11 protein-coding genes and 1 tRNA gene are annotated in these 12,552 nt (G+C 70.8%); 5 read left to right on the forward strand and 7 right to left on the reverse strand.

Annotated features, from left to right (window positions below):
• Nucleotides 1–27 precede the first annotated feature (27 nt).
• Nucleotides 28–1,023, forward strand: a complete 996-nt coding sequence (gene corA / locus ACFU8W_RS14005) for a magnesium/cobalt transporter CorA (RefSeq protein ID WP_384035953.1) — start codon at nt 28–30, stop codon at nt 1,021–1,023.
• 27 nt (nt 1,024–1,050) lie between these two features.
• Here corA and ACFU8W_RS14010 read toward each other — a convergent pair whose 3' ends face one another.
• Both ACFU8W_RS14010 and ACFU8W_RS14015 read right to left on the reverse strand, forming a co-directional pair.
• The gene (locus ACFU8W_RS14010) at nt 1,051–1,839 is read right to left on the reverse strand and encodes a ferritin-like domain-containing protein (RefSeq protein WP_384035955.1); all 789 of its coding nucleotides are present in this window, start codon (nt 1,837–1,839) and stop codon (nt 1,051–1,053) included.
• A gap of 198 nt (nt 1,840–2,037) precedes the next feature.
• Nucleotides 2,038–3,087, reverse strand: coding sequence for an LLM class F420-dependent oxidoreductase (locus ACFU8W_RS14015; protein ID WP_384035958.1), 1,050 nt, complete (start codon nt 3,085–3,087; stop codon nt 2,038–2,040).
• 140 nt (nt 3,088–3,227) lie between these two features.
• On the opposite strand from ACFU8W_RS14015, the gene ACFU8W_RS14020 reads away from it, so the two are divergent.
• Both ACFU8W_RS14020 and ACFU8W_RS14025 read left to right on the forward strand, forming a co-directional pair.
• On the forward strand, nt 3,228–4,211 hold the full coding sequence (locus tag ACFU8W_RS14020) for an aldo/keto reductase (RefSeq protein WP_384035961.1): 984 nt from the start codon (nt 3,228–3,230) through the stop codon (nt 4,209–4,211).
• The gene (locus tag ACFU8W_RS14025; protein WP_384035964.1) at nt 4,208–6,436 is read left to right on the forward strand and encodes an ATP-dependent RecD-like DNA helicase; all 2,229 of its coding nucleotides are present in this window, start codon (nt 4,208–4,210) and stop codon (nt 6,434–6,436) included. The genes ACFU8W_RS14020 and ACFU8W_RS14025 overlap by 4 nt, the downstream gene beginning before the upstream one ends.
• Nucleotides 6,437–6,746: 310 nt before the next feature.
• On the opposite strand, the gene ACFU8W_RS14030 is transcribed toward ACFU8W_RS14025, so the two are convergent.
• Nucleotides 6,747–7,406: a hypothetical protein gene (locus ACFU8W_RS14030; RefSeq protein WP_384035967.1), complete on the reverse strand. Its 660-nt coding sequence runs from the start codon at nt 7,404–7,406 to the stop codon at nt 6,747–6,749.
• Between the two features lie 47 nt (nt 7,407–7,453).
• Here ACFU8W_RS14030 and ACFU8W_RS14035 point away from each other — a divergent pair, with 47 nt between their 5' ends.
• A complete protein-coding gene (locus ACFU8W_RS14035) occupies nt 7,454–7,642 on the forward strand; it encodes a DUF5703 family protein (protein ID WP_030918345.1) in 189 nt (62 codons plus the stop codon).
• 70 nt (nt 7,643–7,712) lie between these two features.
• Here ACFU8W_RS14035 and ACFU8W_RS14040 read toward each other — a convergent pair whose 3' ends face one another.
• The 3 genes from ACFU8W_RS14040 to ACFU8W_RS14050 form a co-directional block, all read right to left on the reverse strand.
• A complete protein-coding gene (locus ACFU8W_RS14040; protein WP_384035970.1) occupies nt 7,713–8,540 on the reverse strand; it encodes a chaplin in 828 nt (275 codons plus the stop codon).
• 137 nt (nt 8,541–8,677) lie between these two features.
• Nucleotides 8,678–8,911: a chaplin gene (locus tag ACFU8W_RS14045; RefSeq protein ID WP_384035973.1), complete on the reverse strand. Its 234-nt coding sequence runs from the start codon at nt 8,909–8,911 to the stop codon at nt 8,678–8,680.
• A 149-nt stretch (nt 8,912–9,060) separates the two neighbouring features.
• Nucleotides 9,061–10,386 carry a M20/M25/M40 family metallo-hydrolase gene (locus ACFU8W_RS14050; protein ID WP_384035976.1) on the reverse strand — a complete coding sequence of 442 codons (1,326 nt, stop codon included), beginning with the start codon at nt 10,384–10,386 and terminating at the stop codon, nt 9,061–9,063.
• 183 nt (nt 10,387–10,569) lie between these two features.
• Here ACFU8W_RS14050 and ACFU8W_RS14055 point away from each other — a divergent pair.
• Nucleotides 10,570–10,657: transfer RNA gene (locus tag ACFU8W_RS14055), tRNA-Leu, on the forward strand.
• 88 nt (nt 10,658–10,745) lie between these two features.
• On the opposite strand, the gene ACFU8W_RS14060 is transcribed toward ACFU8W_RS14055, so the two are convergent.
• Nucleotides 10,746–12,539 (reverse strand): cation:proton antiporter, encoded by a 1,794-nt coding sequence (locus ACFU8W_RS14060; protein ID WP_384035979.1) that lies wholly within the window; start codon nt 12,537–12,539, stop codon nt 10,746–10,748.
• Nucleotides 12,540–12,552: the final 13 nt, after the last annotated feature.

Here is a 12,552-nt window from a genome sequence, read left to right on the forward strand (position 1 = left end):
GTGCGTCGGGGACCGGAGCAAGGAAGAATGCGCGCCGTGATTGTGGATTGCGCGATTTATCGGGATGGGCGTCGTACCGACGGACCTGACGACTTCTCCGATGCCCTCGACGAGGCACGGGCCACCGGGGACGCGTTTCTCTGGATCGGGCTGCACGAGCCGACGGAGAAGGAGTTCGACCTCGTCAGCAGCGAGTTCGGGCTGCATCCACTGGCCGTGGAGGATGCGCTGAGCGCGCACCAGCGGCCGAAGCTCGAGGTGTACGACGACTCCCTCTTCGTGGTCATCAAGCCGGTGGTGTACGAACCCGAGGGCGACACCGTCACCACCGACGAGCTGATGATCTTCATAGGCGACTCGTTCGTCGTGACGGTCCGGCACGGGGAGGGCGCGCCGCTCGCCGAGGTACGCCGTCGGCTGGAGGCCGATCCCGAGGTGCTCAAGCACGGCCCCACCGCGGTCCTGTACGCGGTCAGCGACGCCGTCGTGGACCACTACATCGATGTGGCCGCAGAACTCCAGGTCGACCTGGAGGAACTGGAGACCGAGGTGTTCGCACCGAGCAGCACCGTCGACACCAAGAACACCGCGTCCCGCATCTACACCTTCAAGCGGCAGGTGCTGGAGTTCCGCCGGGCCAGCGGCCCGCTGAGCGCGCCCATGGTCCGGCTGGCGGGCGCCACCGTGCCCTTCGTCAATGAGCACTCGCAGCCGTTCTTCCGGGACGTGAGCGACCATCTGACGCGCGCCAACGAGCACGTGGAGGGGCTGGACCGGCTGCTCTCCGACATCCTCTCCGCGCATCTGGCGCAGACGGGGCTGCGGCAGAACGACGACATGCGGAAGATCTCGGCGTGGGCGGCCATGGCGGCCGTGCCGACGATGGTGGCGGGGATCTACGGCATGAACTTCGACCACATGCCGGAGCTGCACTGGGTGTGGACCTACCCGACGGTGATCGGGCTGATGGGCTGCGCGGTCTTCGGCCTGTACCGCATGTTCAAGCGCCGCGGCTGGCTCTGACGACAGGCTGCCCGCCGCAGGTGCGGCTCAGGCGTACTCGGGCGCCGGTACCGCCGGGCCGCCCAGCGCGTCGCGCCGCTCCGGCAGTTCCAGGCTGACCATGCGCCGCCAGCCGACGAGCCGTTCGTACACGTAGAAGCCGTGGATCCCCGCGGCGAGTATCGCCGCCCTGGCCATGGGCCAGCCCAGGATGCGGCCCATGTGAGCCATCACGGCGAGGCTGACATCGCGGTACACCCGGATCTCGGCAAGGGCGCACTCGCGCAGGATGCGCTGGATCGTCCGGCCGTGTCCGGAGCGGGCGAGGCGGAGCAGCTCCTCATGGCAGTACGCCAGGTGGTTGTCCTCGTCGTTCGAGATCGCCTTCACCGCGCGGCCCAGGTCGGGGTGGTCGGCGAAATGCTTGTGAAGCGTTTTCATCTGTTCGGAGGCGCGCTGCTCGGTGACCCGGCTGTGCGCCAGATACGTGACGATGTCGAGCTCGGTGAGCGGCTCGTCGCGTTTCAGCTGCTCGTGGGCGAGGCCGATGCCCTGCTTCTCCAGCAGCATCGTGTAGTCCGTCTCGTCCGGCACCTCGGCCGGCCGCAGCCCGCGCTTCTTCAGCAGGGCGTGGAAGATCCGGCCGTGCTTGTCCTCGTCGGCGCCGTGCCGGACGATCTTGGGAACGAGGGTGCGCTGGCTCTCGGGGGCCAGGGCCGCGATACGGCCGTTCTCCCAGCCGCCCTGCATCTCGCCACCTGCGGCGATCGAACAGAAGAGCCGGAACGACTCGTCGTTGTCGAGAATCTCCTGGAACAGGTTCTTTACCGAGAGCATCGCTGGCGCCTCCGTACAGGTGTCCGCAGAAGGAAAGTCAAATGCGGTGCGGGCTGGTGGGCAACAGGAGGCATGCCCGGCAGGGCCGAACGGGTGCCGCGTAACCGATGGGCGCCGCGCGCGTTGTGCTATGCGTAACGGCCGTGGCGGGGAGGACCCCCGAGCCCCCACCACGGCCGTAGTGCTGCCCGCGGGCGGTTACGCCAGGCCGGACCGCTCCAGGGCGTCCGTACCGGCGCGCAGCGCGGCGATCCGCTCCTCGCGTGTGAAACCGGCGGGAGCAAGGGTCAGCGTCGTGACACCGGCGGCGGCGTAGGCCTGCATGCGCTCAGCGATGCGCTCGACCGAACCGAGCAGGGTGGTCTGGTCGATCAGCCGGTGCGGTACGGCGGCCGCGGCGCCGGTCTTGTCACCGGACAGGTACTTGTCCTGGATCTCGGCGGCTTCCTTCTCGTACCCCATGCGCTGGGCGAGCTGGTTGTAGAAATTCTGCTTGCGGCTGCCCATGCCGCCGACGTACAGCGCGGTGTAGGGCCGGAACATGTCGGCGAGTCCGTTGATGTCGTCACCGATGGCGAGCGGCAGCGTCGGGCAGACGTCGAAGCCGTCCATGGTCTTCCCGGCCTTCTCGCGGCCCGCCCGCAGGTGCTTCACCGCGGTGTCCTCGAGATGGTCGGCGGACGGGAAGATCAGCAGCGCGCCGTCGGCGATCTCGCCGGTCTGCTCCAGGTTCTTCGGGCCGATCGCGGCGATGTAGAGCGGAATGTGCTCGCGCTGCGGGTGGACGGTGAGCTTGATGGGCTTGCCGGGGCCGTCCGGCAGCGGGAGAGTCCAGTGCTCGCCCTCGTACGAGAGCCGCTCGCGGGTCATCGCCCGGCGGACGATCTCGACGTACTCCCGGGTGCGGGCCAGCGGCTTGTCGAACTTGACGCCGTACCAGCCCTCGGAGACCTGCGGTCCCGACACACCGAGGCCGAGACGGAACCGGCCGCCGGAGAGCGAGTCGAGGGTGGCGGCGGTCATCGCCGTCATGGCGGGCTGGCGCGCCGGGATCTGCATGATCGCGGAACCGACGTCGATGGACTCGGTCCGGGCGGCGACCCAGGCGAGCACGGTCGGCGCGTCGGAGCCGTACGCCTCGGCCGCCCAGCAGACGTCGTAGCCGAGCCGGTCGGCCTCCTGGGCGACGGCGAGGTTGTCGCCGTCCATTCCCGCGCCCCAGTAACCGAGATTGATGCCGAGCCGCATAGCCGCTCCCCTTACTGATCAGTAACGTCCCTGTGGTCCGGACTCTAGCGCGCACCACCCGGATCCGGCAGGGGCGACTTGACCCCTCGCTGTCCACCGGCTTCCTCCCCGTGGGGCTCTGGCCAGTAATCTCAGCGCCCATGGAGCAGAGGCATCTCGGCCGCACCGGCCTTCGAGTGTCCCGGATCGGGCTCGGCACCCTCACCTGGGGCCGGGACACCGACGAGCACGACGCCGCCGAACAGCTGAAGGCCTTCTGGGAGGCGGGCGGCACGCTGGTCGACACGGCCGATGTGTACGGCGGCGGGGAGGCCGAATATCTGCTGGGGCGGCTCGTCGAGGGTCTGGTGCCACGGCGCGATCTGATCATCGCGACGAAGGCGGGCAGCGTGGCCGACCCGTACCGCCGCTTCGACGGCTCGCGCGGTCATCTGCTGGCGGCGCTGGACGCCTCGCTCGAACGGCTCGGTACGGACTACGTGGATCTGTGGCAGCTCCACGCCTTCGATCCGGTGACTCCGCTGGAGGAGACCCTTCAGACGCTGGAGCTGGCGGTGTCCACCGGGCGCGCACGGTACGCGGGGGTGTCGAACTTCTGCGGCTGGCAGCTCGCCAAGGCGGCGACCTGGCAGCTCGCCTCGCCCGGGGCGCGCACCCGGCTGGCCAGTACGCAGATGGAGTACTCACTGCTGCAGCGGGGCGTGGAGCGCGAGGTGCTGCCGGCCGCACTCGATCTGGGCGTGGGGCTGCTGCCGTCGTCGCCCCTGGGCCGCGGGGTGCTGACCGGCAAGTACCGCACGGGCACCCCTGCCGACTCGCGCGGCGCCTCGGAACTGCTCGCGCCGTTCGTCGAGCCATATCTCGACGACCCGGCGAGCCGCATCGTGGACGCGGTGGCGACGGCGGCCGACGGGCTGGCCACGACGGCGCTGCAGGTGGCTCTCGCCTGGGTGCGGGACCGTCCCGGAGTGGTGGCCCCGATCGTCGGCGCGCGCAACGCGCAACAGCTCACGGAGGCATTGTCAGTGGAGGCGCTTAGTCTTCCTGACGAGATCTGCCAGGCGCTCGACGATGTGTCGGCGCCCGTGCACCGCTATCCCGACCAGGACTGGAGCACGCTGTGACTGCGCTTCCCCGGGGGGAATCCCCCGGCCCCTCGGCCGCCGCCGACGACACCGACGTCGTCGGCTCCGCTGCAGCCATACCCGACCCGTCCGCCGAGGACGTGGGGGCCGACGAGAGCGAGGCGGAGGAGACGGAAGGGACAGCGGCTGCCCCGGAGGGAGCCGACGAGACGGATGCGGCCGCGACGGACGCCGACACGGCGCCCGCTGCCGCCGTGCTCTCGGAGGCCGAGGCCGAGCTGGCCGCCCAGCGGGAGCTGCGGGAGCGGATCGAGAAGCGCAAGGCCGAGAAGGAGGGCCCGATCGTCGCGGGCGCCAAGCTGAGCGGGCAGGCGGCCGATCTGCTGGCGGCGGTGCGTGCCGTGGAGAGCGGCGAGAAGCCCGGCGCCGCGTTCTTCGACTCGCCCGCGCCGCGCCGTACCGCTCCCGCACCCGCGCCGGTACGCCCCCGGGAACCCGAGCCGGTGTTCGCACCGCAGGGTGCCTCTCCGGAGGCCGTGGCCGCGGTGACGGCCGTCCTGGCGGAGGGCGGGGCACCCGAGACCCTGGCGGGACCGGCGGCGGAGACGCTCGGCGCGCAGGCGGCCGACGTGCTGCGCGCGGACCCGTGGCAGCTGCTGGCCGTACCCACCGTCCGGCCCGAGCAGGCGGACGGCTTCGCGAGGGCCCTGCTGGGCGCCGGGTGCGGTCCGGACGACGAGCGGCGGACGGCGGCGCTGGTCGGCTGGCTGCTGGAGCGCGCCGCACTGCAGGGCCACACCGCGCTGGACGCGTCGGCGGTGCGTGCGGCGCTCGCCGAGCGTGCGGTGACCGACCCGGAGACGGCCGTGCAGCACGCCGTCGCCGAGGGCGTCGTGCTGGTCTTCCAGGACGGTCCGGACGACCAGGAACAGGAAGCGGACAGGGACGCAGAGCCGGGGGACGAGGCGGCTGACAGGGCCGGACAGGAGCCGCCCCAGGTGCTGCTCGGTCTCGACCGGTACGCGCTGGCCGAGGAGAGCCTCGCCGACGGTCTGGCCCGGCTGGTCAACGCCTGCGAGAAGGACGCCGACTGGTCGGAGGCGGCCCCGGCCGCCGGTTCCCCGTCGGCGGGCGAGCTGATCCGTGCGGTCGCCGCCGGTGGCCTGGTCGCGCACACGGGCGGCGACGCGGCGCGGGCGGAACCCGCCGCGCTGATCGTCGCCGCCCGCGCCCTCGGGTTGCGGGCCCTCGGTGCCACCCACAGCGTGGACGGCAGACGGCGGCTGGCCGAGGCGCTCGACGAGCCGTCGGCGGCCGTCACCCTCGCCGGGCTGCTCTCCGGCGCGGAGGGCCCCGGCCGGGACGCGGACGGGGCGATCGCCGTCGATCTGCTGGTCGTGCTGGACGCCCCGCAGCTGGACGTGGAGACCGCCGCGATTCTGGTGGAGTCCCTCCCCGACGGCGCGCGGCTGGTGCTCAGCGGCGACCCGGGGGTGCTGGGCTCGGCAGGTGCGGGGCGGGTGTTCGCGGACGTCCTGGCCGCCCGCGCGTGCCCGCAGGTCGTATCCCGTACGCCGGATCCCGGTCCGATCGGCGAGCTGGTCTCCGGGATCGGAATCGGCGAGCTGAACCAGGTGGCGGCCCCCGGCAAGGAGGTGGTGATCGTCCCCGTGCAGGACGCCGGCGAGGCGGTGCACCGCACCGTGCAACTGGTCGCCGACTCGGTGCCGCGTGCGATCGGCGTCCCGTCGGCCGACACCCAGGTGATCACTGTCGGGCACGGCGGCTCGGCGGGCACCCGCGCGCTGAACGCGGCGCTCAAGCAGCGGCTCAACCCCGGTCCCGGTCGGTTCGGCGGCTTCGACCCGGGCGACCGGGTCGTACACATCCCGACGCCCGGCAGGACCGTGCCCGGGACGGTCGTCTCGGCCGACGCCGAGGGACTGCATCTGGACTGTGCGGGCACGCCGGTCGTCGTACCGCAGGAGCGAGTGGCGTCGTCCGTGCGCCACGGCTGGGCCCTCAGCGCCCACCAGGCGGCCGGGATGCGCTGGCCCGCGGTCGTCGTCGTGCTGCCCGGTGACGCGGCTCAGGGGCTGAGCCGGGCCTGGGTGTACACCGCGTTCAGCCGTGGCGAGCGGCATCTCTCCGTCGTGCACGGGGTGGATCAGGCGCTTTCGCGCGCGGTGGCCCTGCCCCCGTCCCAGGACCGCACGACCCGGCTGCGCGCCCTGCTGGAGGCGCAGCAGACGGTGACGTCCTAGGGCGTGTGTCGGAAGTCCCGCCGTCCGCCCGAAGGGTGGGCCCGGCGGCGTCCGGTGCGTGCGATCGCAAGGCGGAGGGTCGTCCTCGTACTGGACGTACTCGGGCGACCCCGACAACGCAGCGAGCGAGCGTGCGTGCCGGGCGTCGCGGGGCAGGCGGGACTTCCGACACACGCCCTAGGACCGCCGCCCTTAGGCTCGGCCGTCGGACTGCCGTCGTCGCTCGAAGGGCGGCCGCGCGGCGTCCGGTGCGTCGCCGGTGCCCCGGGCGGGGCACCGGCGACGACTGTTTGTCACCGACAGCACACGGTCAGGAGCTTTCGATCGCCAGGTCGTCCAGCTCCTCGTCGAGTTCGTCCTCGTCGAAGACGGAACTGACGTCGAAGCGGCACACCACCAGTTGAGGGTCGGCCTCGTCGAACGGGGCACTGAGCCACTCCCCCGGCTCGGGAAGCTCTTCCGCTGCGGAGACCCACAGCGTGGAGTCGCCTTCCTCCAGGCCGAACTCCTGGTGCCGGGAGGCGATCTCGTCCGGTTCGTACTCGCCGAAGAGCACGCCGAGCGCCGCATGGACACTGGCGCCGACCACGGCGCCGGTCCCGTTGGCGCGGCGGTCCGGGTCCGGATTGGCGATCCGCTGCGCCTGGGCGAGCAGCCGGGGCGGCTCCACCACTGCGTAGTCGCGGCGGATCAGCACGCTGAGCGCCTTGGGGTCCTCAGGACCGCCGTACGGCGGCAGGGAGTCGTCGACACCGGGGATCTCGAAGGGAGTGACCTCGTCGTATCGGTCGTAGAGGAGTTCGTCGTAGACCTCGGCCGCAGCGGCCAGTGCATTGAACGCCTCATAGACGGCGGGGTCGTCGTCCCCGGACCGGTGCTCGACCGCCGCGAGGTGATGGTCGAGCGCGGCTTTGACCGCATCGGCGGCGGCGCGTACCTCGGCAGCGGTGGGCTGCGCAGCATCAGACATAGTGCAGACGCTATCCGTACACAGCCTCTGCCCGCACAATAGATGCGATGCCGGAATACGAATTTGTCGATGTGTACGTGCCACGCGGGGTCTCCCGGAAGGAGACCGCCCGCCTGCTGACTGACCATGCCGAGTACGGGCACTGGGAGTTGGATCGATTGACGCTGCGCCGTGACGGCAGCCGCAGGGTGCGGCTGCGGCGGCGGATCATTCGCCAGCTACGCGCCACCTGGTGAGACGAGCGGGCCCCGCATCCGCGGGGCCCGCTCGTTTTCATGCCTTCCGGCCCGGTGCCGCAGCGCGCTGTTATGCGGCCGCACGGGAGCGGCGGTACAGCACCGTACCCGCGCCCGCCAGCAGCAGACCCGCGCCTGCCGGGACCAGCAGGTCGAGCCCGCCCGCTCCGGTGTGGGCGAGCTGGGGCTCGGGCGCGTTCGGCACTCCTCGCGGTCCTGGCACTTCGGGATTCTCGGGGGTGACCGGGGTGACCGGGGTGACCGGGGTGACCGGGGTGACCGGGGTGACCGGGGTGACCGGGGTGACCGGAACGTCCACCGGGGGCGTGCTCACGTCGGCATCGTTCGCGCACGTGTTGCCGGTTGCAGGGTTGAGCAGTCCACCGATGGTGGCGCTGTTACCGCAGGCGTTCACGGGGACGTCGACGGGGACCTGGATGTGATTGCCCGAAAGGACGCCGGGCGACCCGTTCGCGTACCCCTCGGCCGTGGCGCCGCTGAAGCTTCCGTTGTCTCCGGCCCGGTGCTTGCCCGTTCCGGCCCGGTGCTCGCGGGTCAGGTCGCCCATGCCGCGGCCGGTCGCCGCGTGGCGGCCCGATGCCTGCGCACCCGATGCCTGGGCGCCCGAGCCGTGCCGCCCCGAGGCACTGTTTTCCGATCCGTTTCCGCAAGCATTTCCGGCCGCCGGATTGAGCAGTCCGACAACACTCACGGAGTTACCGCATACGTTGACCGGGACGTCGACCGGGATTTTCACCGAATTCCCTGACAGCACCCCCGGGGAATTCGACGTGTCGCCGACCGCTCCCGCATCGGCGTGTGCGTATCCGCCACTCAGCGCGAGCACTCCGCCTGCCGCCGCCATGGTCATCAGGCCCTTACGCGCGACCTGTCGCATAGGTATTTCCCTGCCTTCTACCTTCCGGAATACCCCCGGACTTGACCGCACGGGGGTGGAGTGCCCGTCGGCCCCGGAGCGCATGGCGTGCGCTCCGGGGCCGACGGGCTCAAACCCTTACGGGTTGACGCACAACGTCAGGAGTTGGCGCAGTAGTTGCCGAAGGCGGGGTTCAGCAGCCCGATCACGGAGACCGTGTTGCCGCACAGGTTCACCGGCACGTGCACGGGAACCTGGATGGTGTTGCCCGAGATCAGACCGGGGCTGCCGGCCGCGGCACCCTGGGCGCCCGAGTCGGCGACGGCCATACCCGCACCCGCAAGCACCAGACCACCGGTGGCTGCCGCAGCGGCGACGATCTTCTTGATCATTATTCCTCCTAGTTGGCAATGCGGTCCCAGCCGCGGACCGCATCACCTGTAACGAGGAATAAGTGGTCGGGCTACGAGGCAATGACCCCTTTCACTCGTTCCGGTCACGTACGCACACGCTGACGATTACCGGAACAGGGCGCGGTAATTCAGCAGTTGTCGATGAAACGGTCGAGTACCCGCGCACCGAACTGGAGGCCGTCGACCGGCACCCGCTCGTCGACACCGTGGAACATGCCCGCGAAATCGAGCTCCGGCGGCAGCTTCAGCGGCGCGAATCCGAAGCAGCGGATGCCGAGGTCGTCGAAGGATTTGGCGTCGGTGCCGCCGGAGAGCATGTACGGGACGGCGCGGGCGATCGGGTCCTCCGCCTTCAGCGCGATCTGCATCGCGTCGACCAGGGAGCCGTCGAAGCTGGTCTCCAGCGCCTTGTCGCCGTGCACGTCCTCGCGCCTCACCCGCGGGCCGAGGATCCGGTCCAGGTCGGCCAGGAACTCGTCCTCGAAGCCGGGCAGGAAGCGACCGTCGACATGGGCGACGGCCTGGCCGGGGATCACGTTCACCTTGTAACCGGCGCCAAGCATGGTGGGGGCGGCGGAGTTGCGGAGGGTGGCGCCGATCATCTTGGCGATGCCGCCCAGCTTGTCGAGCGTGGCGTCCATGTCCTCCGGGTCGAGGGGGGTGCCGAGTGCGTCGGACAGTTCGTCGAGGAAGGACCGGACGGTCTTGGTGACCCTGACCGGCCACTTGTGCCGGCCGAGCCGCCCGACCGCCTCGCAGAGCTCGGTGATCGCGTTGTCGCTGTTGGTCATCGAGCCGTGCCCGGCGGTGCCGTCCACGGTGAGCCGCATCCAGTGCATGCCCTTCTCGGCCGTCTCCACGAGATAGAGCCGCAGCTTCTCGTTGACGGTGAAGGAGAAGCCGCCGACCTCGCCGATCGCCTCGGTCACACCGTCGAAGAGATCCGGGTGCTTGTCGACGAGATACCGCGCACCGTACGTACCACCCGCCTCCTCGTCGGCGAGGAAGGCCAGCACGATGTCGCGCGGGGGCTTGCGACCGCTGCGCATCCGGTCACGGACGACCGCGAGGGTCATCGCGTCCATGTCCTTCATGTCGACGGCGCCGCGCCCCCACACACAACCGTCCGCGACCTCGCCCGAGAACGGGTGGTGCGTCCAGTCCTGGGCGTTGGCCGGGACGACGTCGGTGTGCCCGTGGATGAGCAGCGCGGGCCTGGACGGGTCCTCGCCCTCGATCCGGGCCACGGTCGATGCACGGCCCTTGTGGGATTCGAAGATCTTCGGTTCGAGCCCGACCTCGGCGAGCTTCTCCGCGACGTACTCGGCGGCCGCCCGCTCACCCGGGCCCGAGTGGTCTCCGTAGTTGCTGGTGTCGATCCGGATCAGCTCACGGCAGAGGTCCACGACCTCGTCCTCGCCGGACAGGCCGTCGGCCTTGTTCGTCTCGCTCACGCTGCTTCCTTCCACTGTCACCCTGGTGCTCCCCCACATCCTCCCGCGCCCGGCCCGCACACCCAAGGGCGCCCGTCCCCCGTCACGCGCCGTTCACACGGCCAGTGGCGTGATCGAGCACCCCCGATTGTTTGCTATTGTTTTCCACGTCGGAACGGGCACGGCCCGCGAGACAGACACCTTGTCCGGGTGGCGGAATGGCAGACGCGCTAGCTTGAGGTGCTAGTGCCCTTTATCGGGCGTGGGGGTTCAAGTCCCCCCTCGGACACCAGAAGGTCTCCCTTCGCAGGAGACGGAGCGGATGCGGGTCGAGGATCACCTCGACCCGTATCCGCTTTTTCGTGCGGGGCCCTGCGGCGTCACACTCCGGCCGGAGCGGGAGGCGCGGCCGGACGTCCGCCGGAGGCGGGAGCCAGGAGGACGGCGAAGTCGCCCGGCCCGGGCAGCGGGCGGTTCTCCTCGGTGACCGGATCGAGCCGGCCGTCGCCCCTGACGAGGAACAGCGTGTCCCAGTCGGCCGGCGCGGCCTGGTCCGCGGGCCTGGTCACGATGGACGCCCCGTCCTCGTACCTCCGGGTCAGCACCGCCCCGGTCAGTTCTGTGCCGAACAGGACCTCGCCACCGATGAACGGGGCGACCACGCCGAGGCTCTCGCGCGGAGCACCGACGCGATGGACGGATCCTTCGACGCTGCCGCGCAGGATGGTGGCCGCCAGCGCATTGAAGTCGTCCTCGGCGGTCAGGAGGAACACCGCCGTGATGCCCTCCAGCTCGGCCCCCTCACCGGTGGCGGCGGCCAGCAGTTCCCCCGGGGCCAGGTCGAGTCCGGCCTGTCCGATGCGCTCACGCTGCTGCTCCAGCCCGGCCCACATCAGTACCGGAAGCCCCGCCGATCTCAGTGCCACCCCGAGATCCACCACCCACTGCTCACCGCCGACCAGGAGCGGGCGTGAGCGGGCCGGCCGCACGACGCCCAGCCGCCGGGCGACGGCCGACGCCGTCAGCCCGTACAGCGTCACCGTGGCCACGATGACGACGAACGTGGCCGGGAGAATCTTCGAGGCGCCGCCGATTCCCCTCCCCACCAGGGCGGCGGAGAAGGTCGAGGCGGTCGCCGCCGCGACGATTCCGCGGGGAGCCATCCAGCCGATGAAACCCCGCTCGCCCCGTGACAGGTCCGTGCCGAGCGTCGACAGGACCGCCACCAGGGGTCTGACCACGATCACCAGCACAACGGCCAGGCCCAGCGCGGGCAGGACCACGTGGCGCAGCGACTGCGGGGTGACGGTGGCCGAGATCGAAATGAAGAGCAGCCCGAGGATCAGGCTGACCAGGGTCTCGAAGAAGGGCCGGCGTGCCGGGACGTCGAAGCGTGGAAGGTTGGCGACGGCCAGTCCCATCACCACGGCAGCGATGAGTCCGGTGTCCTCACGGACCACATCGCAGAAGGCCGCCACCGCGATCACCGCGGCGAGCTGGGCCGTCGTCCCGAGGACCTCGCCGAGCCGGAGCACCCGGAGCAGCACCCACAGCAGCGCGGCTCCGACGACGCCTCCCGCCAGTCCCACGCCGACGCTGCCGAGGAACTTCACCGCGCCGAACCCGGCATGACGGCCGCCGCTCGCTTCGACGAGGTGGAAGACGAGCGCTCCCAGGATGCCGCCGACCGGGTCGATGAGCGAGCCCTCCCAGACCAGGATGTGCTGCAGCCGTTGCTTCGGCCGGACGAGGCTGAGCAGCGGACCGACCACGGTCGGCCCGGAGACCACGAGGATCGCACCCAGCATGACGTCCGCCCGCCGGTCCATGTCCAGCAGCAAAATGGCGACCAGTGTGCCGAGCACCCAGCTGACCAGGACGCCGATCCAGATCAGCCGGACGACGACGACACGGGTATGGCCCTTCAGCTTCCCGAGATCGAGCCCGAGGCCCGCGTCGTAGAGGATCACCGCGACGGCGAGCGACACCAGTGGCGAGAACGCCGGGCCCAGCAGGCGCTGCGGATCCAGGTCGTCCACCAGCGCCCCGGCGGTGAACCCGACCGGCAGCAGCACGATGAGCGCCGGGATGCGCAGCCGGCCGGCCAGGATCTGCGAACCGACGGCGAGCACCAGGGTGAGTCCCACACCGATGAAGACCTGATTCGTCGTCATGGAGAACTCCCTC

It is taken from the genome of Streptomyces sp. NPDC057565 (assembly GCF_042801455.1).
Classification (GTDB): domain Bacteria; phylum Actinomycetota; class Actinomycetes; order Streptomycetales; family Streptomycetaceae; genus Streptomyces; species Streptomyces yanii.